The following is a 25,813-nucleotide window of genomic DNA, read 5'->3' as shown; positions in this document are numbered from 1 at the left end:
TCAGCCTCCCTTCCGTGCCATTTCGAAGCTCGTGCCGAGATGCTTCATGAAGCCGTGGGGTCCGCCCGCTTCGGTGGGCACGACCGGGAAAGAGTAAGGCTCCGAACGATCGGAAATCTCGGCCATCCGCGCGTCCACGTCCGCCATAGTCCATTCGGGCTGCCACACGCCCTTCGTCTCGCTGAGATAGGCCCGGGCGATGCGGCCGCCGAGCGCGATCATCAACTCGCCCGAAAGATTGCAATTCTCGTGCGCGAGCCAGCCCACTGCGGGTGCGACGAATTCGGGCCCGAGCGGGGGAAACTGGCTGGTGTCGACGCCTTCCGACATCCGCGTCACCGCGCTCGGCACGATGCAATTGGACTTGACCCCATGCGGAGCGCCTTCCAGCGCTGCCGAATAGGAAAGCCCGATCAGCCCGGCCTTGGCCGAGGTGTAGCCGGCCACGTCGTAATTGCCATAAAGTCCGCCGATCGACGTGGTCATCACTATCCGGCCATAGCCAGCCTTGCACATCGCGGCGAAAGCCGGCTGTGCGACATTGAAGCCCCCCACCAGATGGACGTCGAGCACCGCGCGGAAGGTCTCCGCGGTCATCTCGGCCAGCGGCGCGCGGCGCACGTTTCCGGCATTGTGGATCAGGATGTCGACGCGCCCCCAGGTGTCGAGCGCGCTCTCGATGATCGCCCTGCCGCCCTCGGCAGTGGCAACGGTATCGCGGTTCGCGATCGCCTCGCCGCCCGTCGCCTTGATCGCCGCGACGACGTCGCCCGCCGGGTCTTCGCTGGTGCCGTCGCCGGCCATGCTGACACCGAGATCGTTGACCACGACCCTGGCGCCCTGGCGGCCGAGCAACTCGGCATAGGCGCGCCCCAATCCGCGGCCGCCGCCGGTGATCACGGCAACGCGGCCGTCGAATCTCAATTCAGACATGCAAACTTCCTTATACTCAAACCGGTGACCAGATCGGGGAACCGCGCTGCTCACGAAGCGACGGGATCACCTTGCCGTCAACATCGGTGACGCCATAGTCCTGCGCGACCTCGGCGGTGATGAAGGTGCCGCCGCTGCGCTTCATGACTTCGGGATCGGCAGCCAGCGCCGCGATCACCCGGCCGGGAAATTCGGGCGAGCAGCCCACCAGCGGATTGGTGACGACCTGTTCCTTCATCGCCGGATTACGGGCGATATTGCGCTCGGCGCGCTCGGTGAAGGTAAGCCCCTGCCACAGTGAAAGCGAGGCGACGTTGTGCGGCTTGAGCTCGATCGCCATGTCCCGCGCCATCCGGTCGACCGCCGACTTGCAGGTGCCGAACACGACGCCATAGGTGTAGGTGACCCCGACATAGCCTGAGATCGCAACGATCAGTCCCGACTTCTGCGGAACCATGATCTGCGCCGCATGCCGTGCCGCGACGAAGTTGGAGCGGACGCCAACATCGACCATTTCCCAGTTGGAGAGCGGCTTCTCCCAGAAGCTGCCCGGCTCCGTCAGATCTTCCGGCAGCGCGAAGGCGTTATTGACGAGAATATCGAGCCGGCCCTGTTCGCGGCGGACCTGATCGAACAATGCGGAGACCTGTTCGTCATTGGCGTGATCGACGGCGACGGCAATCCCCTTGCCGCCACGCTTGTTCACCTCCGCCGCGGTTTCGCCCACCGTTCCCGGGAGCGGGTTGCTGCCGGGCGTAACCGTGCGGCCGGTGACATAGACCGTTGCGCCCTCATCCGCGAGCGCAAGCGCGATGCCCTTGCCGATGCCGCGGCTGGCGCCCGTCACCACCGCGACCTTGCCCGAAAGCGCACCCATCACGCCTCTCCACACTTTGCCGCTGACTATCCGTTCAGCACGTTTCCGACGACTTAGCCGTCCGCGACAGCCGTTCAAAGGGCGCGCGGCCAAGCATCGCACCGGCGACGTTCTTCAGGTCGAGGTTCGCGGCTCGGCGATGTTTGGATATGACGACAGACAACAGCTACGGAAAGGCAGGCCATGCAGGTTGCGATCATCACGGGTGCGGGAAGCGGCATCGGCTTCGGCACGGCCAGGATGCTGTACGATATGGGCATGGCCGTCGTCGGCGTCGGACGCGACCCGGCAAAGCTCGTGGCGCTCGAAGCAGCGATCAACGATCCCGGTCGTATCGCGACGCTGTCGATCGACGTGACCGAGGATGAGGCGCCGAAGAAGATCGTCCAGCTCGCGCTCGATCGCTTCGGCCGGATCGACTTCCTCATCAACAACGCCGGCGCAGGCAGCCCGAAGCCGCTGCACGAAACCGATGACGCGACGCTCGACCAGTTCCTCGACCTGATGCTGCGCGCGCCGTTCCGTCTGTGTCGTGAGGCAATCGGCCATATGGGCGAAGGCTGCGGCATCGTGAACGTCACCTCGACCTATGCCGTCATCGGCGGCCGGCGCGGCGGCGCCTATTCGGCTGCAAAGGGTGGGCTCACCTCGCTTACCCAACATATCGCCTGCGACTATGGGCCAAAGGGCATCCGCGCGAACTGCGTCGCACCGGGAGTGACGATGACCGACATGGTGCGCCACCGTTTCGAGGACGAAATGTTCAAGCGCGTCAATGTCGAGACGACGCCCTTCCCGCGCCTCGGCGAGGTTGACGACATAGCGAGCACCATCGCCTTTCTCTGTTCGCCCGGCGCCGGCTTCATCAACGGCCAGACGATCGTGGTAGACGGCGGCTGGACGTCGACCAAATATCTGTCGCCACGCGCGCTGACAACGAAATGGGTGGAGCCCGACGCGGAATAACCGCAGGCGCTACGCGTCCCGGGCGGCGCAGTGCATGGCGATGCAGGCATCGTCGCCGATGCGGCGCAGGAGTTCGACAAGCTCCGCGCGGCGGTCCGCCGGGACACTACGGCCGATGCGCGCCTCGTGGTCGTCGAAAATCCGCTCCACTTTTGCGTAGAGAATTTCGCCGGCCTTCGACAGCGACAGCGCGATCGCGCGCCCCTTGCCCGGCGCGCGCTCAAGGGCCCCCGACATGACGAGCTTGTTGATCAGCGGGACGAGATTGGCCGGCCGCGCCCGGAGCGCGCGGCTGATATCGCTCTGTGTGCAGCCGTGGTTCGCGCCGATTACCATCAGCAGCGAGGCCTCGCCGGGATTGATCTCAAGCGGGGCAAGCTCATCGGCCAGCGCCGACATGACCGCAACCGACGTGCGGCGCAACTGATAGCCCAGCATCGCGTGCAGGGGGTCGATCATCGACGGCTTGATATCTCGAGGCTTGTCCACCTTCAGCCGCCTACCCCCCTTGCACGGCAAGCTCAAGCCGATATGTTATGTTCCATAATATATAATTGAACGGGTAGCCGCGCAGCACTGGGGAGAATGTCATGAAGAGCCGGAATCGACTTATCCGCCGCCTTGCGCTCACAATGGCAGCTTCTGCGCTCGCGGGCCTGCCGGGTCAGATCGCCATTGCCCAGGACAAGCCGACCAGCGGCTCCATTGAACCGGACGGCACGGTCGTCGTCCCTTCCTTTCGGCTACCGCCCTCCGCCTATCTGAGTGAAGAGGCCAAGAAAGCGCTGCCACGCGCGCCGTTCGACCAGGAAGAACCGATGATGCGAGCGGTGGCCGCGGGCCAGGCAGGCGCTTTGCGGCAGAAGATGCCGCAGATCTTGGCGCCCCGGCTCGCCACGCTGAAGGAGATGTACAAGGTCACGACGCGCGACGCCGAGATCGCTGGCGTTCCCGCGGTCTATGCCACCCCGGCCGCGGGCGTGCCCAAGGCCAATGCCAGGAAGATCCTGCTCAATCTGCCCGGCGGAGGCTTCGTGATGGGCGTGGCCAGCGGCACTGGGATGATTGAATCGATTCCATTGGCCGGACTTGCCGGCGTCGAGATCGTCAGCATCACTTATCGCCAGGGGCCGGAACATACCTATCCGGCCGCCACCGAAGATGTCGTCAAGGTCTATCGCGAGCTGCTCAAAACCCACAAGCCGCAGGATGTCGCTATCTTCGGCTGTTCTGCGGGCGGGCTGTTGACAGCTGAAACAATGGCCGCACTGATCAAGGAGAAGCTGCCGCTGCCCGCAGCAACCGGCATCTTCTGCGCCTCGGCCGACGCCCGCTGGGGTGGTGACAGCAGCGCCTTTGGCCGGCCGTTCCAGGCGCTGCCGCCGCGCGAGGGGCCGCGATCCTATTTCGAGAAGGCCGACCTTTCGGACGCGATGGTGTCCCCCATCCGGTCGCCTGAGACGCTCAAGCGCTTCCCGCCCACCCTGATCATTACGGCAACGCGCGCATTCGAGATGAGCGCCGCGGTCAACACGCACCGCGAGCTGGTGAAGGCCGGCGCAACCGCCGACCTGCATGTCTGGGACGGGCTGGGCCACGCCTTCTTCTACGATCCCGCATTGCCCGAATCGCGCGAGGCCTTTGACGTGATGACCGGATTCTTCCGCAAACATCTGAAGCTGGGACAATAGATCCGGGGCGAGGACATCGGCGGGCCATGCATCGGCCCGCCGATGTTATCGCCACACATTGCCCCCTTCCGACCAATGACGATAGCATCCACCCCAAAGACCGGCACGGCCGCGCCGGCGCAGCGGAGAGACAGCATGAAGGTTCAGCCAGCGGCGTTCCTCAGGACAACCTTGCCGCTGGGCATCGACCAGATCGGCGATCTCGACACCGGGCGCTATCATTCGATCTGGCTGCCCGATCATATGGTGAGTTTCTGGCCAGACTCGATCTGGACACCCGAATTTACCGATCTCGCTACGGTATCTCCCTCGCCCCACCGCCATCTGGATGCGATGGCGGTCGCGGGCGCCGCTGCCGTGCTGACGAAGAATGTGCCGATCGCGACGAGCGTGGTCGATACGGTCCGCCGCCATCCGTCCATGCTCGCACAAACCGCGCTGACGCTCGATCACCTGTCCAGGGGCCGGTTCATACTCGGCCTCGGCAGCGGCGAGATGGAGAATACCGTCCCCTATGGCTTCGACTTTGCGAAGCCGGTCGGCCGTTTCGAGGAGGCGCTCAAGGTCATCAAGCTGTTGTGGGAGAGCGAAGGACCCGTCGATTTCGAGGGCCAGTTCTTCCACCTCCGTCACGCCCGAATGGACACCGAACTCTTCGACGGCCGCTGCCCGCCAATCTGGATCGGCGCGGGCGGTCCACGCATGCTCGAAATCACGGGACGATTTGCGGATGGCTGGTGGCCCGCGGGCGCGTGGAGCCCGGAGGATTATGCCGAAAAACTGGGTGTCATACGTGCGTCCGCAGAAAAGGCGGGTCGCGATCCCATGGCGATCACCCCCGCCTTCATTCAGACCTGCCTGATCGGGGATGATGCCGAACTTGCCGAGATACTGGCCGCGCCGCTCGTGAAGGCGATCATCCTCCAGATCTCGGCGGCGGAACTGCGCAAGAAAGGCCATGAGCACCCGCTGGGCGAAAGCTGGCGCGGCTTTGTGGACATCGATCCCGCCGTGCTGACGCGCGAGCGCTTCCTGGCCTTTTGCGAGCAGGTCTATCCAGAGATGATCCTCGATCTCATTCCCCATGGAACACCCAGGCAAGTCGCCGGGGTTGTCAAAGGCTTCTGCGACGCAGGGCTGCGCGTGCCCAAGATCCTCGACTATGGCGGCATGGCGGGGCTCGCCTATGGCGCAAAATCTCCGGCCAAGGTTCGCGAAGCCGAGGACGAACTGCTGCGCCTTTGCGAGGGCGTGTGACGATGGCAGTACCGCTGGACGCCGAAGCGCTGCTCGCCGTCGCTCAGGCGGAAACCGGTCTGTCGGACTGGGGCGATCCGAGCTTTCGCGAACGGTTCGCGCAGGCGGTCGACCTGATCCGATCCGCCAATATGGACGACGCAGGCGAGGCGATTGCGGCTGCCAATTGCACGTGGCTGCTAACCGACCGGCTCCGCTTCTTCGACGATCACAAGCGCCATGAGCTCGACAGGGAAGTGATCGAGCAGCCGATGTTCGTGACCGGCGAGCCGCGATCGGGCACGACGCTGCTCCACGCACTGCTTTCGGTCGATCCCGATGCGCGGGCGCTGCGTTTCTGGGAAGTCATGCACCCCTCGCCACCGCCGGGACTTGCCGGGTCCGACGATCCCCGCCGCGCCCAATCCGATGTCGAGTGGCGCGAGATCAACGCGCGCCTGCCCAATTGGCTCAAGAGCCACCCCTATAACGACATGCTCGGCGATGGCCTACCCGAATGTGAGCGGACATGGGCGTTTGATTTCCGCGTGCTCACCCCCACCGCCTGGTGGCGCGTCCCCATGGGGATGGTCGTGGGTGGTATCCCTTCGGACCCGCCCGCGCAGTACCGCATCCACAAGATGATGCTGCAGGCGATTCAACACGGACGACCCAGGAAGAAATGGGTGCTGAAGGGATTCCACGCGACGCGTTTTCCGGCCTTTTTCGAGGCGTATCCGGACGCGCGGATCCTCTACATTCACCGCGATCCCGTGCAGTCGATCGCCTCGCGCATCCAGATGGCGGCGGATTTGACCGAAGGGTTGACCGGATCGGTCGATATCAAAGCGATCGCCGAGCTTCACACCCGGCTCGGCCGTGCTGGTTTCAAGGCGACCCTCGATAACCCGATGATCGACGATCCGCGCATCCACCATGTCCGCTACCAGGACTTCGTGGCGGATCAGGTGGGCGTGATCCGCAAGTTCTACGACTTTGCGGGCCATGAGCTGACCGCGGAGGCGGAAGCTGCGATGCGCAACTATCTCGCGACCAACCGCGGCGATCGCTACGGCAAATTCCGCTATTCGACCGACCTGGTCGACGGCGATGTTGACGCGCTCCACGCCGAATTCGCGCCCTATCGCGAACGCTTCGGCCTCGACATCGAGCAGCGGGGGTAAGGATGCACCCGCGCGTTTCGCTGCATCAGGTGTGCTTCATCGGTGAGAGCAACACGGCGTTCATCGATATCTGTCGGAAAATCGGGGTCCGCAATGCGGTGATGGTCAGCCCCAAACTGCTTGCGCCCGATGCGCTCGGAGGTGTTCGCAGTATCCTGGCCCATGGCGAACCGCGCATCGAAGCGCTGAATCACGTTTTTGCAACCTTTCCGGACCTTTCGAGCGATTCCGGTCAGGCGTCATCCACTTTTCTGGACGTAATCGACGCAGCCGAGTCGCTGGGGGCGCGGTCGATCTATTTGCTTACGGGCGGGCGCGGGCCGCTGGCATGGGAGGAAGCCGCGGATCGCTTCGCGGCGCTTGTTGCGCCGGGCGTTGCGGCGGCTCGGCAGCGCGGCATTGCAGTACTGATCGAAAACGCCTCGGCGCTCTATGCCGATATCCATATTGCCCATAGCCTTGCCGACACGATCGCGCTGGCCGAGCGCGCAGACACCGGCGTCTGCATCGACCTGTTCGCGTGCTGGGCGGAAGCGAGCCTCAAGGAGCATTTTCGTCGCGTGGTGCCGCGTTTGGAACTGGTGCAGGTAAGCGACTATGTGCTGGGCGACCGCGCGCTTCCTGCTCGTGCAGTTCCCGGTGATGGCGTGGTTCCGCTGGAACGGATACTCGGCGACATATTGCACACGGGCTATGAAGGCGTGTTCGACATCGAGCTGATCGGTCCGCGCATCGAAGCTGAGGGCAATGTGGCAGCAGCGACGCGCGCTGCGGAACGCGTGTCCGGAATGCTCACGAAACTGGGAGCCTGATCATGGCCTTTGGCGACGGCCCCGATGACGAAGCCTTGCACTCAGCATGGGCGCAATTCTGTGATCGTCTCCGCGCCGCCGGCGATCAGGTGTTCAAGGATCACAATCCCTCGTCTGGCCTCCACCGCGCCGACGCCTTCCGCTTCCTCACGCAAAACCTGGGACAGGCCTTCGACCTCGCGCTCGAAACCAAAGATCCGCGCTATCCACACATCCATGCCTTCTGCACGCCCTTTCGCAAGCTCGGCGCGGACGCTGCAGACTTCAGCTATCAGCAGGCCTGGATCGACGGAACGAGCGCCTATCGCATCTCGGGCACGAAGGGCACCGCGCGCTTCTTCAATATCACCGTGCAGGGACCGCGCCCCGAAACGCAATCAGGCACGGGCTGGCCCAGCCTGCACGAACCCTTTGGCGACATTCCCGAGGCCAATCTCTTCGGACACCAGATCGAAGGCGCGCCCGATGGCAGCTTCGAACTCTTTGTCGGCGGGGTCGAACGTTCATCCAACTGGCTCCCGACCACGCCCGGGTCACGTAAGCTTTTCATCCGTCAGGGCTTCGATGACTGGAATGAAACACCGTGGATGCTGCGCATAGAACGGATCGGCATGGATGCCCCGCGCCCCGTGGCGACACCGGACGAGATGATTGGCGCTTTCGACTGGGCCGGAGAGTTCGTCACCGGCCTCATGCGTGACTGGCCCGACCATCCGTATCGCTACAGCGGCGGCGCGGTGGATCCGGAAATGATCAACCGTTTTCCGCCTCTGCCTTCGAACGATTCCGGAGACGGCAAGCGCGGCCGCGCGGTCGCTAACATGGTCTGGGCGCTCCAGCCCGACGAGGCGCTGATCGTCACCTTCCAACCGGACGACAGCTTCTGGATGGCGTCGCTCGGCGGGGTCTTCATGAACAGCCTCGACTATCTCTATCGCCCCGTGAGCTATACGCCGTCCCGTACGCGCATGGACGACGACGGCAACGTCCGCCTGATCCTTTGCAGCAAGGATCCTGGCTTCCACAACTGGCTCGACACCTGCGGTTTCGAGCAGGGTAATCTCGCCATCCGGACGTTGATGAGCGCCTCCGGGCCAACGGTCTTCACGCAATGCGTCAAGAGCGCCGAACTTTCGGATGTTCTGCCCGCCAACAGCGCGCGGACGCCCCCCGAGGAACGGATGTCACAATTGATCGAGCGCTTTCGCGGTATCCAGCACCAGCGCTTCGGGCTCTAACTCACGCGGCAATAGCCCGGCGGCAGAATTCCCAGATTTCGTCGGCAAGCTTTTGCCGGCGCTGCGGATCGGAATGCCCCGCTTCTTCCGACAGCAATTCGGTGTGCACAGTCGTCGATACGAGATTGTAGACGAGCATCGCCATCCACTGCACCGGTGCCTCGCGCACTTGCGCCGCCGCGATGCCGTCCGAGAGCTGCCCGGCGATCAGATCAATCAGCGGGCTCACCGCCTTTTGCAATTCGGCCGGGCGGGCCTCGGCAAGCCGGAGATGCTCCCGGCTGAGTGCGGCGGCACGGCGATCGCCGGACGCCCCGGTTGCGTCATCGATCGAGACCCGGCCGAGCACGATGCCCGTCACGATATGTTTGAGGCGCGCCATGGGATCTGGAAGCGCGCGGACCTGCTCTCCGAAATAGGTCGCTGCGAGGCGCAGCGTATTGGCGAAGACCGCGAGTACAAGGTCGTCCTTGCCTGCGAACCGATCGTAAAACGCGCGACGGGCAAGGCCGGTGCGATTGAGCACCGCCCGGATCGTCATGCCCTCGAGCCCCGCTTCATCGAGAAGCTCATAGGCGGCAGCAACGATCTGGTGCGTGCGATCGCTCGTGTCCGCATCGACGTCGACTTCAACCGCCTGCCTGGCTGCGCTTTGCATTCGGGTCCTTCCCGATGAGAACAATGTTCTTCCCTTTTAGCAGTTCCGCGCTATAGTACCAGTCAAGAGAACATCGTTCTCATCCATGAAAATCGAACAAGGAGAGGTTGATGGCATCCGTCACCTATGTCGAAGCGAACGGCGCGCAGCACGTGGTTGATCTGCCTGAGGGCGAGAATGTGATGCGCGGTGCGCTCGACAATGGCATTGAAGGCATTGTCGGTGAATGCGGTGGCGGCCTCGCCTGCGCGACCTGCCATTGCTATGTCGACGATGCGTGGGCCGACAGGCTTCCCGGAGCCGTACAGGATGAGCTCGACATGCTCGAAAGCGCTTCCTCGGAACGCAGGCCGACCAGCCGCCTGAGCTGCCAGATCATCATGGCGCCGGCGCTCGACGGCATCGTCATCCATCTGCCCGAAGCCCAATACTAAAAACAAGCGTCCCAGGAGAGCGATCATGGCCACTGCCCCCGCCGCCGAAATTCCCGCGCACGTCCCGCGCGAACTGATCCGCGAAATCGGGCTCACCACCGGGCCCGAATTTCTCGCCGCGCCGCACGACTTCATGGCGAAGCTGCACGACACGCATCCGCCGCTTTTCTACAGCGTCAATCCGATGACGGGTAATGCGTGGGCCACGATCAAGCACGAGGATGCCTTTTTCGCGCTGCGTCATCCCGAATATTTCTCGACCGCGGACGCCACGCCCTTCCCGCGCGATCCCAACAATTTCTTCTATTTCATCCCGCTGGAAATCGATCCGCCGCACCACCGCAAGTACCGCGCGATCCTCGATTCCACTTTCTCTCCGCAGGGCGTGCTGAAGCTGGAAGGCTATATGCGCAAGCTGACGAACGATCTGATCGATCAGTTCATCGACAAGGGCGCGTGCGAGTTCACGACCGATTTCGGTCGCCCGCTTCCCGTCTCCATCTTCCTCGACCTGATGGGCCTGCCGCAGAACATGCGCGACACCTTTGTCGGCTGGGCGGTGGACCTGCTCCATTCGCAGGACCGCATGACCGCGGGCATGGCTATGCGCGGGATCGAGGCCTATCTGGCCAAGGTCATCGCGGAAAAGACCGAGAATCCCGATGACGGCGTGATCGGCACCATCATTCAGGCGCGGCCGAATGGCGAACCGCTGACAGAGCGCGAGATCTTCGGCTTCACGTTCTTCCTGTTCATCGCCGGGCTCGACACGGTGTTCGCCACGCTCAACAACATCTGGCTGTGGCTCGCGAACAATCCCGACCGGCGCCGGGAAATCATCGCCAATCCGGACAATATCAACGCGCAGGTCGAAGAGCTGCTGCGCGTCTTCTCGGTCACCTTTTCGGGACGGACGCTGACGCAGGACCTCGAGATGCGCGGCGTGAAGATGAAGGCCGGCGACAAGTTCATGAGCATCCTGCCCGCGTGCAACTATGATCCCGACGTGTTTCCGGATCCGAAGACGATCGACTTCGGTCGCCAGCGCAAGCCCATCCTCGCCTTTGCGGGCGGCGTCCACAGCTGCATCGGGGCGCATCTGGCGCGGCTCGAGATCAAGGTCGGACTTCAGGAGTGGCTGCGCCGCATCCCCGATTTCAGCGTCAAAACGGGCGCGACGGTCGAATATTATCCGGGCGGCGTGGTCGGCCCGAAGGCTCTGCCGCTGGTGTGGTAATCAAGGATCCTCCCCAAGCTTGCCTTGGGGAGGACCTGGTCGCCGACCGACACTCCTGCGCCAATCGCACATCGCCGCGCGTCAGATGTTCAGATTGAGGCCGAACCTGGCCCTATCCAGACTGGCATGACCTTGCCCCCATCAACCGGGTGAAGCGAGGCTGCCAGGATAGGAGCCGGCCCCCGTGTCGTTCGAACTGAACCGCAAGCTTGCCGCGCGGCGCGATCCGCTGCCGACTTCGGCCTCAATCGACGCGGTCACCGCAGACATCATCCGCGGCGCGTTCGAAACCGTCTGCTTCGAGGCCGCGACGCATCTGGGCCGCGCCGCCTCCTCGCCGATCATCAACCAGTCGAATGAACGCAATGCCGCCATCGTCGACGCCAATGGCCGGCTGGCAATGGGCGCGATCGGCACGCCGCACCTGACCTTCGTCAACCAGATGATGGTGCGCTGGGGGCTGATGAATGTCGAAGCCTATGACTGGGGCCGGGGCGACGTGTTTCTCTCCAATGATCCCGATCATGGCGGCGGCCACCTTCCCGATTATTGCGTCTATGCACCCGTGTTTGACGAGGCCGGCGAGCTGATCGTCATCCTCACGCTTCAGGCCCACCAGGGGGACACCGGCGGCAAGGACCCGGGCGGCTTCACGCTCGAGGCCACCGACATCTTCACCGAAGGCGTGTCCTTCCCCTGCGTGAAGCTCGTGCATCGCGGGGAGAAGCGCGGCGACGTGATCCACATGATCGAGCGCAACAACCGCTTCGCGACCTTTGCGGGCGATCTGGCCGCCATGATCGGCGCGGTCCAGCGCGGGGTGAAAATGCTGGACGGCATGATCGGCAAATGGGGCGCCGACACGGTGAAGGCAGCGATCAACCGCTCGATCGACCACACCGAACGCCTTGTGCGCGAACAAGTCGCGCGGTGGCCCGATGGCACCTATGAGGCAACGGTGCTGATCGACCATGACACGGTCGGAACCAGGGACGTGAAGGTCCATATCGCGTGCACGGTGAAGGGCGATCAGCTGACAGTCGACCTGACCGGCACCGATGACCGACCCAACCTCGTCGGCGTCTGGAACACGTTCGCCAACAGCCGGTCCTATGTGATGACGCAGCTCTGCGCGGCGGTCGATCCCACGATCGTCAAGAACGAGGGCATGTTCAACGCGGTCGAGATCGTCATTCCCGAGGGTTGCATCGCGCAGCCTCCGCCCAACAAACCCGCGGCGCTCGGCTCCTTCCACCCCGCATGTGAAATCACCGAGGCGGTGTGCCTGGCGCTGTCGCAGGTCGTGCCCGAAAGGTCCGCGCCGCAGCTCTACAAGATCGGCATGCCCAATGCGGTCATCGGCTTCGATGCCAATGGCCAGATGTGGATGGATCAGGGCGTCGACTGTCGTTCGATGGACGTATCGGCCGTGCAGGGCATCGACGGCTGGGGTTCCTGCCCCGTCAGCCTCGGCAACCTGATCCTTTCCGAGGCCGAGGACGCCGAATGCCGCTTCCCCATCCTCAACATCAGCCGCGAGATGACGACCGATGCAGGAGGCGCGGGCCAATGGCGCGGTGCGCCCGGCAGCCTCAACGTGAAGCAGGTTCTGGAGCCCACCATGGCGATGGCGTGGATGGTATCGGCGGATCACCCGTTGCGCGGCATGTGCGGCGGAGAGGATGCCATTCCCTATTCAAACCGGTTCGAGGTCGGAACGCCGGGCGAATACAAGATCGAACGTACCGCACAGGCGCAACTCCCCGCTGATGCGGTCATCGCCTACCAGCATGGCGGCGGCGCGGGCTTCGGTTCGCCGCTGCTGCGCGATCCGGAGGCGGTGAAGGGAGATGTGCTCGACGAATATGTAAGCCTGAAGGCCGCGCGCGAGAAATACGGCGTCGTGCTCACGGGTAGCCTCGAGGAGTACGATCTCGCGGTCGATCACGCGGCGACCGAGGCGTTGCGCAAGGAAATGGGCAAAAGCCAGCCCGCATTGGAGGCTGCAGAGTGAATTACCGCGTCGGCATCGACATTGGTGGCACCTTTACCGACTTCGCGCTGCTGAAAGGCGCGGACGTCATCGTCCACAAGAACCTCTCGACCCCGCAGGACCGATCGCTCGGCGTGATGGAAGGGCTTGGCAGTCTTGCGCAAAAGGAAGGCCTGTCGCTGACCGATTTCCTCGCACGCTGCGATGCCATCGTTCATGGCACGACGGTGGCGGACAATACCCTCATCGAGATGGACGGCGCGGTCACCGGCCTCATCACGACCGAGGGGTTTCGCGACGAGATTGAATATCGGCGCGGCTTCAAGGAGGACATCTGGGATGTCCGACTGGCCCCGCCCAAGCAAATCACCCCGCGTCGCCGCCGTCTGACCGTACCCGAACGCGTCCTGCATGACGCTTCGGTTCACAAGCCGCTCGACGAAGCCGCCGTGCGCGAAGCGTGCCGAAAACTCGCGAAACAGGATGTTGAATCCGTCGCGGTCTCGTTCCTGTTCTCCTTCGTCAACTCGGCGCATGAGCGCCGCGTACGCGAGATCATCGGGGAGGAACTTCCGGGCGTTCAGGTCTCTCTGAGCCATGAGGTGCTGCCCCGCGCCCCTGAATATGACCGGACGAGCACGACCGTGGTCAACGCCTATGTCGCGCCGCGGGTGACCTCCTATCTCGAACAACTGGTCATGCGGCTCAGCCGGGGCGGATACAGAAACCAGCTGATGGTCATGCAGGCCTCGGGCGGCGTGATGACGGTGGACTATATCCAGGGTTCGCCGATCCGCATCCTCGCGTCCGGCCCCGCTGGCGGGGTGGTGGGTTCGGCGCATGTCGGCGCGGCCAAGGGCCATCCGAACCTGCTCTGCGTCGATATGGGTGGTACTTCCTACGACATGTCGCTGGTCCTGAACGGCGCCGCGCCGGCGGAGGCGGGATGGAACATGCATCACCGCTACCTGATCGGTGTGCCGATGGTGAAGGTGGAGACACTGGGCGCGGGCGGTGGGTCGATCTGCCAAGTTAATGGCGGCGCGCTCCAGGTCGGCCCGCGTTCGGCGGGATCGGAACCGGGACCGATTGCCTATGGCCGTGGTGGCACCGAGCCGACGGTGACCGACGCGCTTGTCATGCTCGGCATCCTGTCGACCGATGAGGGCTTTGCCGGGGGCAGCTTCACGCTGAAGCGCGATGGCGTCGAACCGGCCTTTGCGCAGCTTGGCGCGGCCATGGGGACAAGTGCGGAGCAGGCAGCGTTCGATTGCTGGCGCGTCGTCAATGCCAATATGTCGCAAGGCGTCCGGCGAACCACGGCGGGCAAAGGCATCGATCCCAAGGATCTGGTGATGCTGGCCTATGGCGGCAACGGCCCCGCCTTCGCCGCAACGCAAGCGGAAGAGCTCAGCATCGCGAAAGTGCTGATCCCCAAGGCGTCACCCACCTTCTCCGCGCTCGGCACGCTCGTCGCAAACCCGAGCGTCGATGAGGAACGGTCATGCCTGGCCAGGGCGGACGCTCTCGATCTGGACAAGCTCAGGTCCTTATGGTCCGAGCTTGCTGCGCGAGCGGAAAAATTCTTCGCGGATTCCAGCTTCAGTCCGGATGAAGTTGTCGCCAGCTATCAGCTCAACATGCGCTATGCCGGGCAGAATTTCTCGCTCACCTTCGACATCGCGCCCGGCCGCAAGCTGCACGATCTGTCCTTTGTCGACGACGAACTGGGGGCGCGCGCGATCGCGCTGTTCAACGCGCGGCACATGGCGGAATACAACCATATCCGCGAATACGAGGTGCCCGAAGTGACGGGCGTGCGGCTCGCAACGCATGTCGGAACGCCATCACCCGCTGTATCGCAGGGCCTTGCGGCGAGCATCAGTAATCCTGCCCCGGCCAAATCCCGCCGCGCCAATCTCGGTCAGGGATTTGCCGACACACCGGTCTTCCTGGGAACCGATCTGCAGCCGGGGCATGTCGTGACCGGGCCTGCCATCGTGGAGGAAACTTTCACGACGATCGTCGTCAATCCGGGCTGGCAGGCAATGGTCGACGTCGCGGGCGATTATGAAATGACCCGCGCCGACTGACGCCTATTCAGTCGCGCGGGATGCCCGTAACCCTGATGCCTGCGCCCGGGACCTTGTAGCGTTTGTTGAGAGCTATGAGGACGCTGGTCAGCGCCTCCGCCACCACCGAATTGGCCAGAACCCCGCCGTAGAATGCGCCAAGGCCGATCTGCCGTGCGAGCCCGACGACGAGTTCGCCCGCTTCAGTGTCATCGGCGCAGACAAGGACGTCGCAATCGATCTCCTCGCCAAGATGCTTGAGGTGATGCGCTGAGATGTTCTGGAAGGCGGAGACTACCCGTACCTCCTCGCCCAGCAGGTGCTGGATCGCCTCGACCGCCGAACCACCTTCGGGCAATTGCACGCGGGCGACCTTGGGCGGCACCAGCGGAACGGTGACGTCGATCAGGATCTTGCCCGCAAGATGCTCGCGCAACGCCTCCACCGTCGCCCGCTGCGCGGCATAGGGCACCGCCAGGACGACCAGCTCGGCCTCGGCGGCGGCGGAAGCATTGTCTGCACCGCTGGCGACCTCGCGTCCGAGCGTATCATTGATCTCGGTCGCGGCTTCCTGCGCGCGCGCTGGATCGCGGCTGCCGATGATGACGCTGTGTCCGGCATCCGCCCAGCGCAACGCGAGACCGCTGCCCTCCTTCCCCGCACCGCCAAGGACCGCGATCGTCATGCTCGGGATGTCAACGGTCATGCGTGAAGCTCCAATGCGGGGTCTGCGAGCCGCTTGCGTGGTGGGGTCTGGATAACAGGCTCCAGCGGAGCCGCGATGCGCGCACGCTCGATCGAGCTAGGATCGGCATCGGCGTAGAGCGTGGTTCGGGGAAGCGGAACGCGGCCGATCGAGCCGATGAATGCGTCCATCTCGAGCGGCGGAAACTCCTGCCCGTGCGCGCTTCCGGCGGCACGCGAGATGCTTTCGTTCATCAGCGAGCCGCCAATATCATTGGCCCCGCCCTGAAGGCACTGTGTGGCGCCCTGCTGGCCGAGCTTGGTCCAGCTTGTCTGGATATTGGTGATGTGCGGATGGAGGACGAGCCGTGCGATCGCGTGCATCAGCCGTACCTCGCGAAAGGTCGGTCCGGCGCGGGTTTGCCCCTTGCGGGCGAGCGGCGCTTCCATGTGGACGAAGGGCAAGGGAACGAACTCGGTGATGCCGCCCGTGCGCATCTGGAGCGCACGGATGGCGAGCAGATGCTTCGCCCAATGCGCTGGGGTTTCGACATGCCCGAACATGATGGTGGCGGTCGTCCTGAGCCCGACTTCATGCGCGGTTCCGATCACGTCGAGCCACTCAGCGGCGGTGAGCTTGTCGGGGCAGATGATCGCGCGGACTTCGTCGTCGAGGATTTCGGCGGCGGTTCCCGGTAGCGAGCCCAGCCCTTCGGCTTTCAGCCGTTCGAGAAATTCGCGGATGTTCAGGCCAAGAGTTTGCGCCCCGTGCGCGACTTCCAGCGGGGAAAAGGCGTGGACGTGGATACCCGGCACCGCCTGTCTGGCTGTGCGGAGGATTTCGAGATAGGTCTGCCCGGTATAGGCCGGGTGAATGCCGCCCTGAAGGCAGACCTCGCTCGCGCCGCGCGCTGCCGCTTCGCGGACCCGCCGCGCGATCTCGTCATGATCGAGGTCATAGGGACGCCCGCGCAGATCCTCATGCGTTCGCCCCTTTGAAAAGGCGCAGAAGCCGCAGGCATAGGCGCAGATATTGGTATAGTTGATGTTGCGGTTGACGACATAGCCGACCGCATCGCCGTTCACGCGCTGGCGCAGATCATCGGCCGCCGCACTGACGCGCTCCACATCGCCGCCGCGCGCCGAAAAGAGCAGTTCGACCAGACCGGCATCGGGCTCGTTCCCGGCTTCCAGCGCGGCCAGGGCCTGCCCGATAGCGGGATCGCCCGGCCCGCAAACCGCGCCCGGCTGTGGTGGCGCCACCGCGCTGTCGCCACTGTGCCAACGATCGTCACGACCCCAGCCATGCGCATCGCTGTGGCGCAGCACGGCAGGCAAGACCTCGGGCGCAATCCAGCGCTTCGCGAGCCATGGTGGATATACTGGAAGCCGGCGGACGAGCATCCGGCCGCGCTCCGCGGTGCCCGTCTCGAGCCGCGCGAGTTCGGGCCATGGCGCCTCGGGGTTCACATGATCGGGTGTTACGGGAGAAACGCCACCCCAGTCGTTGATGCCCGCGTCCATCAGTCGCGGAAAATCGTCGGCGGACAGGTTGGGCGGCGCCTGGATGTTCATCGCCGGCCCCAAAATCAGACGAGCCGCAGCGATGGTCCAGAGCAGGTCGGCGATATCGGGTTCTTGCGCGTCGGCCATCGGCGTGCGCAGCTTTGCGCGGAAATTCTGGACGATCACTTCCTGGATATGGCCATGCGCGCGGTGAAGGTCGCGGATCGCAAACAACGCGTCCAGCCGCTCCTCACGCGTCTCGCCAATGCCGATCAGGATGCCGCTGGTGAACGGAATGGCGAGCTCACCCGCGAGCCGGATCGTTTCAAGCCGCGCCGCAGGGACCTTGTCGGGCGAGCGATAATGCGCGCCGCCCTTTTCGCCGAGCCGGTCCGCCACAGTTTCCAGCATGAGTCCCTGCGAGGCGGAAACCCGGCGCAGCGCGAGCAGGTCTTCGCGCCCCATCACGCCCGCATTCACATGCGGCAAGAGACCCGTTTCCTTGAGCACCAGCGCGCACATGTCGACGAGGTAGGCGATGGTCGACGCATACCCCGTCGCCTCCAGCGCCTCACGCGCCGCGGCGTGGCGCAGTTCGGGCTTGTCCCCCAAGGTGAACAGCGCCTCGGTGCAGCCCTGCGCCGCGCCTTCGCGTGCGATCGCCAACACCTCTTCCGCGGTCAGATATGGCGTCTCGCCGCGCTCAAGCGGGCGAGAGAAGGTGCAATAATGGCAATAGTCGCGGCACAGCCGGGTCAACGGAATGAAGACCTTGGGCGAGAAGGACTGGATCAGGCCGTGACCCGCATCACGCAGCGCGCACGCTTCTGCCATGAGCCGATCGGGCGCGTCGCCGAGCAGCCGCGCGCGCAGAAGCACGTCCTGTTCCTCATGATGTCTGGCGATACAGGTCACGCGCGATCGGATCCTTCTCCCTCGCGCCTTCATTCGCGCGACAAGTTGCTACACACTAAGCAAGTTCAGGAGTTCAAAACAATGATCGAGATTCGCCCGGTTCCGGGCATCGGTGAAATCGAAAATGGCGAAGATCTGGGCCGTATTCTGGGCGACGCGCTTGCCTCCATGGCCCCGGAAAGCGGCGATTTCCTCGTCGTCACGCAGAAGGTCGTTTCCAAGGCCGAAGGGCAAATGGTGGCGCTGGAAGACGTCATTCCAGGTCCGCGCGCGACCGAAATCGCCGGAGCGATCGGCAAGGACCCGCGTCTTGTCGAACTGGTCCTGGCGGAGGCCGTCGAAGTGCTGCGGGCGGAGCGCGGGGTGATCATCACGCGTCACCGGCTGGGGCTGGTGATGGCCAATTCCGGAATCGACTGTTCCAATGTGGGCCCGGGATCGGGCGAGCGCGCGCTGCTGTTGCCGCGCGATCCCGATGCCTCGGCCGGGCGGATTGCCGATGCGATCGAAGCGCGGTGCGGCGTCCGACCCGGCGTCGTCATCTCTGACAGTTTCGGACGCCCCTGGCGCAACGGCGTGGTCAACGTCGCGGTGGGCTGTTCGGGCGTCCCGTCGCTCCATGACAAGCGCGGCGAGACTGATCGCGACGGAAGGACCCTGCAGGCAACGCTCATCGCCTATGGCGACCTGATCGCCTCGGCTGCGGGACTGGCCATGGGCGAAGCTGACGAAGGCGTGCCTGCGGTGCTGATCAGCGGCCTTGTGCTCCCCGGAACCGTGCAACCCGCCTCCGCGCTCGTCCGCGCGGTCGAGGAGGACCTGTTCCGATGAAGGTGACAGTCCTGTCCGGTGGCGTCGGCGGCGCCAAATTCGTGCTCGGGCTCCAGCACTGCGAGGAGGTCGATCAGCTCACCGCGATCGTGAACACCGGCGACGATTTCCGGCATCTGGGCATGCACATCTCGCCCGATATCGACACACTGCTGTACACGCTCTCGGGCCAGGCCAACGCCACGCAGGGTTGGGGCCGCGAAGGCGAGAGCTGGAACTTCATGGCCGCGCTAAAGGCGCTTGGCGGCCCGGACTGGTTCAACCTTGGCGATGGAGATCTTGCTCTTCATGTGCTGCGGACGCAGCGCATTGAGCAGGGCCATTCGCTCTCCGTCGTTACCGCCGATCTCGCCAAAGCATGGGGGATCGGCGCATCGGTGCTGCCGATGAGTGACGACACGGTCGCAACCTGGCTCGAGACCGACGAAGGCGCGCTGCCCTTCCAGAGCTATTTCGTCGAGCGTCAGTGCCGCCCGATTACAAGCGCGATCCGCTTTGAGGGCGCCGTAGACGCGCGCCCCGCGCCCGGCGTGTTGCAATCGCTGGCCGATGCGGACGCCGTTTTCATCGCGCCTTCCAATCCATGGCTCTCGGTCGATCCCGTGCTTGCCGTGCCCGGTATTGCCGACGCCTTGCGCGAGACATCCGCCCCCGTCATCGCGATTTCGCCGCTGGTCGGCGGCAAGGCGGTCAAGGGCCCGACAACCAAATTGATGGCCGAGCTTGGCATCAATGCGGACAATGAGGCTATTGCCGGCCACTATGCGGGTCTCATCAGCGGCCTGCTGCACGACAGCGCCGACGCTCCCCCGCTCTCCACGCCCGCGCGTTCGACCGCCACACTGATGACCAGCCTCGACGACAAGGTCCGCGTCGCCAGGGCAGCTATCGTCTTTGCAGAGGCATTGAAGGCATGACGGGCTGGCGGGCGATCATCCCGCTCAATCTGGGCAGGGAACGCAAGACGCGGCTTGCCGGTCGCCTGTCTCCCAGCGAGCGCGAACGCCTTGTCGAAGCAATGGCGCTGCATGTCATCGACCAGCTCCGTTCCGCCGGGAGCGTTGCCGAGATATATGTCCTGTCACCGGCTGAGCCGGGCTTTCCCGGCACGCAATGGCTGAAGGACACGCGGTGCGGACTCAATCAGGAGCTTGCGCATGTGCTGGGCGGCGAACGCATGCTCGTGATCCACGCCGATCTGCCCTTGCTCGATGCAAACGAGGTGGAGGCGCTGCTGCGCGAAGCGGACAAGGTCGGCGCGGCGATCGCCCCTGACCGGGCGACAACGGGCACCAATGCGCTGGCGCTTCGTGATCCCGGGGCGTTCATCCCCGCGTTCGGAGAAGGCAGTTTCGCGCGACACCGGACGCTGTTGCCCGACGCCGCGATCGTCGTGCGCCCCGGCCTCCAGATCGACGTCGATAAGCCCGAAGATCTTGAGCTCGCCCTGAAATCGGGTGCGACGTCCATCGCCTGCCCGATATGACACGTCCGCTGACACCCGCGATTTGACTTGGCCAGAGCCTCACCCTCAGTTTCGTGCTGAGAGGAGCAAAGCGCAAATGACGCCAGACCCGACCCAGCCACTGGCCGGACAGGCCGCGCTGATCACCGGCGGCGGCGGCGGCATCGGGCGCGCCATTGCTTTGGCGTTTGCCGGAGCTGGCGCAGACATCGTGATCGCCGATATCGTACCCGAACGCTGCGAGGAAACCGCAGCGCGCGTGCGCGAACTCGGCCGTCGGGCGCTGGCCTGCCCCACCGACGTGACCGACACAGACCAGATTCGCGCCGCGATCGAGGCCGCGGATGTTGCGTTCGGGCGGCTCGACATTCTCGTCAACAATGCCGGCGGCGTGTCTCGCCGCACATTTTCAGAACAGTCGGAGCGGTCCTGGCGCAAGCATATCGACCTCAATCTGGTGAGCATGCTCGCGGCGACATCGGCCGCCATCCCGATCATGGTGCGGGGCGGGCGCGGCGGCGCGATCATCAACGTGACGAGCATCGAGGCCGCGCGCGCCGCGCCGGGCTATGCGGTCTATGCGGCATGCAAGGCGGGGATGAACAATTTCACGCGCACCATGGCGCTGGAACTCGCCGATGACGGCATCCGCGTGAACGCGATCGCGCCCGACTTCACCACCACTCCCGGCCTGCGCGGCAACGTCACCGGACCCGTCGACGAGCGCAAGTGGATCCAGCCCACCCCCGAGCAGGAAAATGCCATCGCCCGGCGGATCCCGCTGGGGCGGCCGGGACTGGCGGAGGAATGCGGGCGGGCCGCGCTGTTCCTCGCCTCTCCCGCAAGCAGCTATGTCACGGGCATCGTCCTGCCCGTCGACGGCGGCAGCTGGGCCTCGAGCGGCTGGGTCCGCGATCGCCAGGGCAAATGGGTCCTGGGCGAAGTCTGAGAACAGGGAAGAATCCGATGCTCCAGTTCAACATCCCCCTTCCCTTCGACCATCTGGCAGCCGGCGAGGAATTCCTGACGATGGAAGCGGTGCGCGACGTTGGCGCGGCGATCGAGCGCGCGGGCTTTTCGGCGTGCCTCGTCACCGATCACCCCTGCCCCACGGGACGCTGGCTCGATGCGGGGGGGCACCATGCGCAGGATCCCTTCGTCATGCTGTCGCTGGTCGCGGCGGTGACGACGCGCGTCCGGCTGCAGACGGGCATTCTTGTCCTCCCCTATCGCAATCCCTTCATCGTCGCGCGCTCGATCGCGTCGCTCGACCGCTTCTCGAACGGGCGTGTGACCATCGGCATGGGCGCGGGGTATCTGAAGGGCGAATATCGCGCGCTGGGCGTCGATTTCGAACAGCGCAACGAGTTGATGGACGAATATCTGAAGGCGCTGAAGCTCGCGCTTTCGGGCGAGGAATTCGAATTCGAGGGCACGGGCTATCAGGCGTTCGGCAACCGCATCCAGCCCGGCCCGGTGCAGACGCCGCACCCGCCGCTCTATGTCGGCGGCAATGCGCGGCGCGCGATCCGCCGCGCGGTCGAGCTGGGCGATGGCTGGTATCCCTTTTTCACCGTGGGCGGCGTCTCCACCACAACGACGCGGACGGCCGATATCACCAATGAGGCAGATCTTGCCGAGGCGCTCGCCTATATGCGCGCGCATTGCGAGACCGTAGGGCGCGAGACGCCGCCCGTCGTCGCGGTCGGCAGCATCGTGAAGCCCGGTGAAAGCTGGGAGCCGCAAATGGTCGTCGATCGCGCCGGACAATTCACCGAAATGGGCCTGGTCGCGGCGGGCATGAACATCGAAGGACGTACGCGCGCCGAATGGTGCGACAATGTCGAGCGTTTCGGGCAGGACGTGATCGCGAAGCTCGGGACAGCCTGATGCAGCCGGTAAAGCTGGAGCACGGGGGAACCCTCCTCAACGGCGAACTCTTCCTTCCCAAGGGAAGCGGCACGCATCCCGGCGTGCTCGTAATGCACAATGCCCTGGGGCTGGGCGTGCAGGTGCGCGAAGTCGCAGCGGAACTGGCCGAACGCGGTTTTGCAGCGCTCGCCACCGACATGTTCGGGGCCAAGCTTGATGGCGATCCGGCAAAAGCGGGCGCCTATTTCGCCGCGTTGCAGGCGCAGCCCGATCTGCTGCGGTCACGCGTCGTTGCGTGGCATGACAGGCTCGCCGCGCTGGACGATGTCGATGCCGGGCGGACGGCCGCGATCGGCTATTGCTTTGGCGGGTTTTGCGTCCTCGAACTCGCGCGCAGCAGCGCGGCGGTGAAGGCCATCGTCAGCTTTCATGGGCTGCTGACCACCTCGCTCCCCGCCACGCCCGGTGCGATCAGGGGCGAAGTCGCTGCGTGGTGTGGTGGGCAGGATCCCTATGTACCGTCCGACCATATCGAGGCGTTCCGCGCCGAAATGGCGACGGCGGACGCGTCATCGCAGATCACGGTGTTCGCAAACGCCGCGCATGGCTTCACCGATCGCGACGCCGCTGCGCTCGGGCGGCCAGGCGTCGCCTATGACGCGCTGGCCGACCGGGTATCGTGGGCGGGTACGCTGGCTATGCTGGACTCCGTCCTGCAACCCTAGCCTTCGATAATGCCCGGCCCTGCATCGCGGCCGCCCCAGGCGGCGAAGCGCGCGGCTTCGGGATCGGCTTCGATCCTGTCCTCGAAGTTGAAGATCATGACAGGGCGCCGCTCGGGCGCGTAAGCGGGCCAGCCAGCCCCCGGCGCGCCATGCCGGACGAAATGCGCATAATGGCCGGTCATGCGGCCGCCCAGTTCGGCGCGTTTGCCGCGCATCGGGCCGCCGCGCGCGAGCGTCGCGCGGAAGGTCTTCATCGGCCAGGTGACAGTGAGATCAAGGCCGTGGGTCGCGCCGGCAATGGGGTGGCTGTAGTCGAAGCGATAGAACCAGGTCGGATTGTCCCGCGCATGGCGCTCGGCGAAATTGCGCGTGGGCATCAGGAAAGTCAGGTCGGTCGCGAGCGCGCGCCGGCCCGCCTTGGTGCGCGGATAGGCGGCGAGGACGCGCGCGGCGTGTTCGGCACCGAGTTGTTTCTGGAGCAGCGCCTCGAGTTCGGGCCATTTTGTCGGCAGGATATCCCCGGGCATCAGCTCGAACAGGCGGATTTCGTCGCGCGCTGCGCCCGCGATGAGCGGAACCGGTGCGGCGGGCGTCGCATGCGCTTCCTCCAGCGACGCGGGCAGCAGGTCGCCATCGAACCACGGCGCCGCCGGGATCGTCCCCGGATGTTCGGCACCCACCTGCCCCTGCGCCTCGAACAGGCGCTTGAGGTCCATCGCCTTGAGCGCCGCGAGGCTTCCCTGATCGAGACCCAGTATCTCTGCAAACCGGCGCGCGATCCTGCGGCTCATCTCGCGGCTGTGGATCAGGCTGATCGCGCCGCTCTGCATGATCGCGCCGCGAAAGAGCGGCCATGCGCTTTGGGCGTGGAGGAGCAGCGATACCGACATCGAGCCCGCGGACTGGCCGCCGATCGTGACCCGGTCGGGATCGCCGCCAAAGGCCGCGATATTGTCGCGCACCCATTCGAGCGCTGCGATCTGGTCGCGCAGGCCGAGATTGGAAGGGATGTCGGGCAGCCCCAGCACCTCGCCGAAGTTCACGAAGCCGAGGACCCCGACGCGGTAGTTGATCGTGACGACGACGATGTCGCCGTTCCGCGCCATTTCGGTCCCGTCATAGGCGCTGCCGCAGCCGACGACGAAGGCGCCGCCATGGATCCAGACATAGACGGGTTTCCTGCCCTGATCCGCGCCGCCTTCGGGCACATAGACGTTGAGCGAGAGGCAGTCCTCGGCGAATTCGGGCGCTGCGAGCATCGCGCGTCTGGCGTTGTTCCCGTACATTTGCGGGCACTGCGAACCTGCCTTCACGGCATCGCGCACGCCGTCCCACGGCTCGACAGCTTTGGGCGCCGCAAAGCGCTCGACACGCGCATAGGGCACGCCCATCCAGCAGCGCACGCCATCATGTTTTTCGCCCCGGATCGCCCCCGCGGTCGTAGTGACTGTCAGGTCTTCCATCTGTCCCCCTTACCCGATGGTCGTCAGGCTCTCATGTGCCGACCGTTCTATCATGCCGTAGGCCTGCTGCCCGTCCCACTCGTAAAGCACACCGCTCTGCTGAAGGTTGAGGCCGCCAATGTCGGGATTGCCGACACGGAAGGTCGACAAGGTGGTGGTGCCCTTGATGCGCGTCAGTCCAAGCTCGGATTCGAGGACGAGCGACACGTCGAGCCCCTCGGGCGCGATGCGGCGAAGCCACGGCGCGTCGGCAACGCGCGCGGCGACCATCCGCTTACCATCCCAGATATAGCCCTCATTGTAACTCGGCGTGCCGTCGTCGCGCGGCGGATAGGCGATATAGCCGAATGCGCGACCGTCGGGAAAAAGCGCGGATTGCCAGCAATGGCCCGTAAAGCCTTCGAGCTGGCGGACGCTCTGGCGGTGGATGCGCAGGCCGGTGCCGCTGATCTCGCGGCGCTCTCCGTCAAGTTCGACGGTGCCGCGCGCGCGGAATAATTGCTCGAAGCGGTAGCCCACGCCCATGAAGCCCGCCTCGGCATCGTCGCCCGACACGATCTGGCCCCAGGGCGGCACCGCCATTTCCATATCGATCTCGAATATCAGCGGCGAGCGCTTCTGCGGGTCGAGCGTGCGCGCTATCTGCTCGGAGACATGGCCGTCGGCGGCGGTGCCGTCGAAACGCGCGGTCCAGCGCCTGAAGGGCTCGATGCACTGGAAGGTCACGGGCCCCGCACCGATGATCGTCGGCTGCCCGTTGGCATCTATGGCCGAGGGTGCCGCCCCCTTGCCCGGACCGATCAGCACGCGCCCGCCTTCGGCCGCGAAGTTGCCCTGATAGAGCCGGTCGTCCCAGCACGACGCTTCGGCCTCTATGCCCATGCGCGGGGCGGCGAAGCGGCCATTGTCCTCAAAGAACCAGAGCGAGACGCTTTCGCGCATGTCCGGATTGTCGGGACAGGCCGGGAAGACGAGGTCCTTTTCGGGCTCCAGCCCCGCGGTCCACAGGCCAGCTTCCATT

Annotated in this window: 24 protein-coding genes; 16 read left to right on the top strand and 8 right to left on the bottom strand. The window is 64.8% G+C overall.

Going from position 1 to position 25,813, the window contains the following annotated elements:
- On the bottom strand, window positions 1–933 hold the full coding sequence (locus tag MKI88_RS01780) for an SDR family NAD(P)-dependent oxidoreductase (protein ID WP_241628914.1): 933 nt from the start codon (window positions 931–933) through the stop codon (window positions 1–3).
- Window positions 934–949: 16 nt separating this feature from the next.
- A complete protein-coding gene (locus MKI88_RS01775; protein ID WP_241628912.1) occupies window positions 950–1,810 on the bottom strand; it encodes an SDR family NAD(P)-dependent oxidoreductase in 861 nt (286 codons plus the stop codon).
- A gap of 183 nt (window positions 1,811–1,993) precedes the next feature.
- On the opposite strand from MKI88_RS01775, the gene MKI88_RS01770 reads away from it, so the two are divergent.
- Window positions 1,994–2,776: an SDR family NAD(P)-dependent oxidoreductase gene (locus MKI88_RS01770; RefSeq protein WP_241628909.1), complete on the top strand. Its 783-nt coding sequence runs from the start codon at window positions 1,994–1,996 to the stop codon at window positions 2,774–2,776.
- Window positions 2,777–2,785: 9 nt separating this feature from the next.
- Here MKI88_RS01770 and MKI88_RS01765 read toward each other — a convergent pair whose 3' ends face one another.
- Window positions 2,786–3,235 carry a MarR family winged helix-turn-helix transcriptional regulator gene (locus tag MKI88_RS01765; RefSeq protein WP_241628907.1) on the bottom strand — a complete coding sequence of 150 codons (450 nt, stop codon included), beginning with the start codon at window positions 3,233–3,235 and terminating at the stop codon, window positions 2,786–2,788.
- Between the two features lie 131 nt (window positions 3,236–3,366).
- Between MKI88_RS01765 and MKI88_RS01760 the strand changes: the two genes are divergently transcribed.
- The 5 genes from MKI88_RS01760 (at window position 3,367) to MKI88_RS01740 (ending at window position 8,937) form a co-directional block, all read left to right on the top strand.
- Entirely contained in the window at window positions 3,367–4,467 is a 1,101-nt protein-coding gene (locus MKI88_RS01760) for an alpha/beta hydrolase fold domain-containing protein (RefSeq protein WP_241628901.1), read from the top strand.
- 135 nt (window positions 4,468–4,602) lie between these two features.
- Window positions 4,603–5,724, top strand: coding sequence for an LLM class flavin-dependent oxidoreductase (locus MKI88_RS01755; protein WP_241628900.1), 1,122 nt, complete (start codon window positions 4,603–4,605; stop codon window positions 5,722–5,724).
- A gap of 2 nt (window positions 5,725–5,726) precedes the next feature.
- Entirely contained in the window at window positions 5,727–6,887 is a 1,161-nt protein-coding gene (locus tag MKI88_RS01750) for a sulfotransferase (protein ID WP_241628897.1), read from the top strand.
- 2 nt (window positions 6,888–6,889) lie between these two features.
- Entirely contained in the window at window positions 6,890–7,699 is an 810-nt protein-coding gene (locus MKI88_RS01745) for a sugar phosphate isomerase/epimerase (protein WP_241628895.1), read from the top strand.
- A 2-nt stretch (window positions 7,700–7,701) separates the two neighbouring features.
- The gene (locus tag MKI88_RS01740; RefSeq protein ID WP_241628894.1) at window positions 7,702–8,937 is read left to right on the top strand and encodes a DUF1214 domain-containing protein; all 1,236 of its coding nucleotides are present in this window, start codon (window positions 7,702–7,704) and stop codon (window positions 8,935–8,937) included.
- Between the two features lies 1 nt (window position 8,938).
- Here MKI88_RS01740 and MKI88_RS01735 read toward each other — a convergent pair whose 3' ends face one another.
- Window positions 8,939–9,595: a TetR/AcrR family transcriptional regulator gene (locus tag MKI88_RS01735; RefSeq protein ID WP_241628892.1), complete on the bottom strand. Its 657-nt coding sequence runs from the start codon at window positions 9,593–9,595 to the stop codon at window positions 8,939–8,941.
- Window positions 9,596–9,705: 110 nt separating this feature from the next.
- Here MKI88_RS01735 and MKI88_RS01730 point away from each other — a divergent pair, with 110 nt between their 5' ends.
- The 4 genes from MKI88_RS01730 to MKI88_RS01715 all read left to right on the top strand — a co-directional run bounded on the left by MKI88_RS01730 (window position 9,706) and on the right by MKI88_RS01715 (window position 15,352).
- Window positions 9,706–10,029, top strand: a complete 324-nt coding sequence (locus tag MKI88_RS01730; protein WP_241628890.1) for a 2Fe-2S iron-sulfur cluster-binding protein — start codon at window positions 9,706–9,708, stop codon at window positions 10,027–10,029.
- Window positions 10,030–10,054: 25 nt separating this feature from the next.
- Window positions 10,055–11,266 (top strand): cytochrome P450, encoded by a 1,212-nt coding sequence (locus MKI88_RS01725; RefSeq protein ID WP_241628888.1) that lies wholly within the window; start codon window positions 10,055–10,057, stop codon window positions 11,264–11,266.
- Between the two features lie 184 nt (window positions 11,267–11,450).
- Window positions 11,451–13,280, top strand: coding sequence for a hydantoinase B/oxoprolinase family protein (locus tag MKI88_RS01720; RefSeq protein ID WP_241628886.1), 1,830 nt, complete (start codon window positions 11,451–11,453; stop codon window positions 13,278–13,280).
- Window positions 13,277–15,352: a hydantoinase/oxoprolinase family protein gene (locus tag MKI88_RS01715; protein ID WP_241628884.1), complete on the top strand. Its 2,076-nt coding sequence runs from the start codon at window positions 13,277–13,279 to the stop codon at window positions 15,350–15,352. The genes MKI88_RS01720 and MKI88_RS01715 overlap by 4 nt, the downstream gene beginning before the upstream one ends.
- 7 nt (window positions 15,353–15,359) lie before the next feature.
- On the opposite strand, the gene npdG is transcribed toward MKI88_RS01715, so the two are convergent.
- Window positions 15,360–16,037: an NADPH-dependent F420 reductase gene (npdG, locus tag MKI88_RS01710; protein ID WP_241628882.1), complete on the bottom strand. Its 678-nt coding sequence runs from the start codon at window positions 16,035–16,037 to the stop codon at window positions 15,360–15,362.
- On the bottom strand, window positions 16,034–18,436 hold the full coding sequence (gene cofH, locus MKI88_RS01705; protein WP_407073286.1) for a 5-amino-6-(D-ribitylamino)uracil--L-tyrosine 4-hydroxyphenyl transferase CofH: 2,403 nt from the start codon (window positions 18,434–18,436) through the stop codon (window positions 16,034–16,036). Before cofH ends, npdG begins: the two co-directional genes overlap by 4 nt.
- Before the next feature lie 81 nt (window positions 18,437–18,517).
- On the opposite strand from cofH, the gene cofE reads away from it, so the two are divergent.
- The 6 genes from cofE to MKI88_RS01675 all read left to right on the top strand — a co-directional run bounded on the left by cofE (window position 18,518) and on the right by MKI88_RS01675 (window position 23,329).
- Window positions 18,518–19,267: a coenzyme F420-0:L-glutamate ligase gene (cofE, locus tag MKI88_RS01700; RefSeq protein WP_241628880.1), complete on the top strand. Its 750-nt coding sequence runs from the start codon at window positions 18,518–18,520 to the stop codon at window positions 19,265–19,267.
- The gene (gene cofD / locus MKI88_RS01695) at window positions 19,264–20,184 is read left to right on the top strand and encodes a 2-phospho-L-lactate transferase (RefSeq protein ID WP_241628877.1); all 921 of its coding nucleotides are present in this window, start codon (window positions 19,264–19,266) and stop codon (window positions 20,182–20,184) included. The genes cofE and cofD overlap by 4 nt, the downstream gene beginning before the upstream one ends.
- Window positions 20,181–20,753 carry a 2-phospho-L-lactate guanylyltransferase gene (gene cofC, locus MKI88_RS01690; RefSeq protein WP_241628875.1) on the top strand — a complete coding sequence of 191 codons (573 nt, stop codon included), beginning with the start codon at window positions 20,181–20,183 and terminating at the stop codon, window positions 20,751–20,753. Before cofD ends, cofC begins: the two co-directional genes overlap by 4 nt.
- Window positions 20,754–20,829: 76 nt before the next feature.
- Window positions 20,830–21,681, top strand: coding sequence for an SDR family NAD(P)-dependent oxidoreductase (locus MKI88_RS01685; protein WP_241628873.1), 852 nt, complete (start codon window positions 20,830–20,832; stop codon window positions 21,679–21,681).
- Window positions 21,682–21,698: 17 nt separating this feature from the next.
- Window positions 21,699–22,622: an LLM class F420-dependent oxidoreductase gene (locus tag MKI88_RS01680; protein ID WP_241628870.1), complete on the top strand. Its 924-nt coding sequence runs from the start codon at window positions 21,699–21,701 to the stop codon at window positions 22,620–22,622.
- Window positions 22,622–23,329 carry a dienelactone hydrolase family protein gene (locus MKI88_RS01675; RefSeq protein WP_241628868.1) on the top strand — a complete coding sequence of 236 codons (708 nt, stop codon included), beginning with the start codon at window positions 22,622–22,624 and terminating at the stop codon, window positions 23,327–23,329. Before MKI88_RS01680 ends, MKI88_RS01675 begins: the two co-directional genes overlap by 1 nt.
- Here MKI88_RS01675 and MKI88_RS01670 read toward each other — a convergent pair.
- The gene (locus tag MKI88_RS01670) at window positions 23,326–24,792 is read right to left on the bottom strand and encodes a carboxylesterase/lipase family protein (RefSeq protein ID WP_241628867.1); all 1,467 of its coding nucleotides are present in this window, start codon (window positions 24,790–24,792) and stop codon (window positions 23,326–23,328) included. The two genes, MKI88_RS01675 and MKI88_RS01670, sit on opposite strands and share 4 nt — an antisense overlap.
- 9 nt (window positions 24,793–24,801) lie before the next feature.
- Window positions 24,802–25,812, bottom strand: a complete 1,011-nt coding sequence (locus tag MKI88_RS01665) for a hypothetical protein (protein ID WP_241628865.1) — start codon at window positions 25,810–25,812, stop codon at window positions 24,802–24,804.
- Window position 25,813: the final 1 nt, after the last annotated feature.

Source organism: Sphingomonas sp. LaA6.9 (assembly GCF_022601895.1).
Taxonomy (GTDB): domain Bacteria; phylum Pseudomonadota; class Alphaproteobacteria; order Sphingomonadales; family Sphingomonadaceae; genus Sphingobium_A.
Note: the sequence above shows the minus strand (reverse complement) of the source record. Positions and strands in the feature narration are given on the sequence as shown.

Coding starts and splice junctions, on each gene's coding strand:
- MKI88_RS01780 (WP_241628914.1), bottom strand. CDS start 933: ATGTCTGAATTGAGATTCGACGGCCGCGTTGCCGTGATCACCGGCGGC.
- MKI88_RS01775 (WP_241628912.1), bottom strand. CDS start 1,810: ATGGGTGCGCTTTCGGGCAAGGTCGCGGTGGTGACGGGCGCCAGCCGC.
- MKI88_RS01770 (WP_241628909.1), top strand. CDS start 1,994: ATGCAGGTTGCGATCATCACGGGTGCGGGAAGCGGCATCGGCTTCGGC.
- MKI88_RS01765 (WP_241628907.1), bottom strand. CDS start 3,235: ATGATCGACCCCCTGCACGCGATGCTGGGCTATCAGTTGCGCCGCACG.
- MKI88_RS01760 (WP_241628901.1), top strand. CDS start 3,367: ATGAAGAGCCGGAATCGACTTATCCGCCGCCTTGCGCTCACAATGGCA.
- MKI88_RS01755 (WP_241628900.1), top strand. CDS start 4,603: ATGAAGGTTCAGCCAGCGGCGTTCCTCAGGACAACCTTGCCGCTGGGC.
- MKI88_RS01750 (WP_241628897.1), top strand. CDS start 5,727: ATGGCAGTACCGCTGGACGCCGAAGCGCTGCTCGCCGTCGCTCAGGCG.
- MKI88_RS01745 (WP_241628895.1), top strand. CDS start 6,890: ATGCACCCGCGCGTTTCGCTGCATCAGGTGTGCTTCATCGGTGAGAGC.
- MKI88_RS01740 (WP_241628894.1), top strand. CDS start 7,702: ATGGCCTTTGGCGACGGCCCCGATGACGAAGCCTTGCACTCAGCATGG.
- MKI88_RS01735 (WP_241628892.1), bottom strand. CDS start 9,595: ATGCAAAGCGCAGCCAGGCAGGCGGTTGAAGTCGACGTCGATGCGGAC.
- MKI88_RS01730 (WP_241628890.1), top strand. CDS start 9,706: ATGGCATCCGTCACCTATGTCGAAGCGAACGGCGCGCAGCACGTGGTT.
- MKI88_RS01725 (WP_241628888.1), top strand. CDS start 10,055: ATGGCCACTGCCCCCGCCGCCGAAATTCCCGCGCACGTCCCGCGCGAA.
- npdG (WP_241628882.1), bottom strand. CDS start 16,037: ATGACCGTTGACATCCCGAGCATGACGATCGCGGTCCTTGGCGGTGCG.
- cofE (WP_241628880.1), top strand. CDS start 18,518: ATGATCGAGATTCGCCCGGTTCCGGGCATCGGTGAAATCGAAAATGGC.
- cofD (WP_241628877.1), top strand. CDS start 19,264: ATGAAGGTGACAGTCCTGTCCGGTGGCGTCGGCGGCGCCAAATTCGTG.
- cofC (WP_241628875.1), top strand. CDS start 20,181: ATGACGGGCTGGCGGGCGATCATCCCGCTCAATCTGGGCAGGGAACGC.
- MKI88_RS01685 (WP_241628873.1), top strand. CDS start 20,830: ATGACGCCAGACCCGACCCAGCCACTGGCCGGACAGGCCGCGCTGATC.
- MKI88_RS01680 (WP_241628870.1), top strand. CDS start 21,699: ATGCTCCAGTTCAACATCCCCCTTCCCTTCGACCATCTGGCAGCCGGC.
- MKI88_RS01675 (WP_241628868.1), top strand. CDS start 22,622: ATGCAGCCGGTAAAGCTGGAGCACGGGGGAACCCTCCTCAACGGCGAA.
- MKI88_RS01670 (WP_241628867.1), bottom strand. CDS start 24,792: ATGGAAGACCTGACAGTCACTACGACCGCGGGGGCGATCCGGGGCGAA.
- MKI88_RS01665 (WP_241628865.1), bottom strand. CDS start 25,812: ATGGAAGCTGGCCTGTGGACCGCGGGGCTGGAGCCCGAAAAGGACCTC.